Raw genomic sequence first — 587 nt, forward strand, 5'->3', positions numbered from 1 at the left:
ACGGTGACCTTGATGGCCTCACCCTTGGCGACGATGTCGAAGGCGGACATCACGTCGTCGAGGGGGATGTGCTTGGTGATGAGGTCCTTGACCGGCACCTGACCGGTGGAGATGTACTCCAGGGCCCGCTTGTTGTGGTCGGGGGAGGAGCCGTTGGCGCCGTGGATGTGCAGCTGGCGGTAGTGCACGACGTTGGAGTCGCAGGTGATCGTCGGGTCGGTCTTGGGCAGGCCGCCGAAGAACGAGATGCGGCCCTGCCGGGCGGCCATCGCGATGGCCTGCTCCTGGGTGACGTTGGCCGGGGTCGCCGTGATGATCACGTCGGCGCCGCGGCCCTCGGTGAGCCGCATGACCTCCTCGACCACGTCGGCCTTGGAGGCGTCGATGACGTGGTCGGGGTTCACCGCGTCGGCCGACATCTGCAGCCGCTCGGCGTTGACGTCGACGAGGACGATCGTGCCCACCTTGTGCACGCCGCGGGCGATGCGGATGTGCATGCAGCCGATCGGGCCGGCGCCGAAGACGACGGTGAAGTCGCCCTCCTCGATGCCGAGCTGCTCCTGGGCGTTGATCGCGCAGGCGAAGGG

Annotated in this window: 1 protein-coding gene; it reads right to left on the reverse strand. The window is 68.0% G+C overall.

From position 1 onward, the window contains the following. The coding region (locus tag AC1DQF_RS21670) for a zinc-binding dehydrogenase (protein WP_477527286.1) at positions 1–587 on the reverse strand (587 nt) is incomplete at both ends.

It is taken from the genome of Nocardioides sp. P4_G4, from assembly GCF_056401085.1.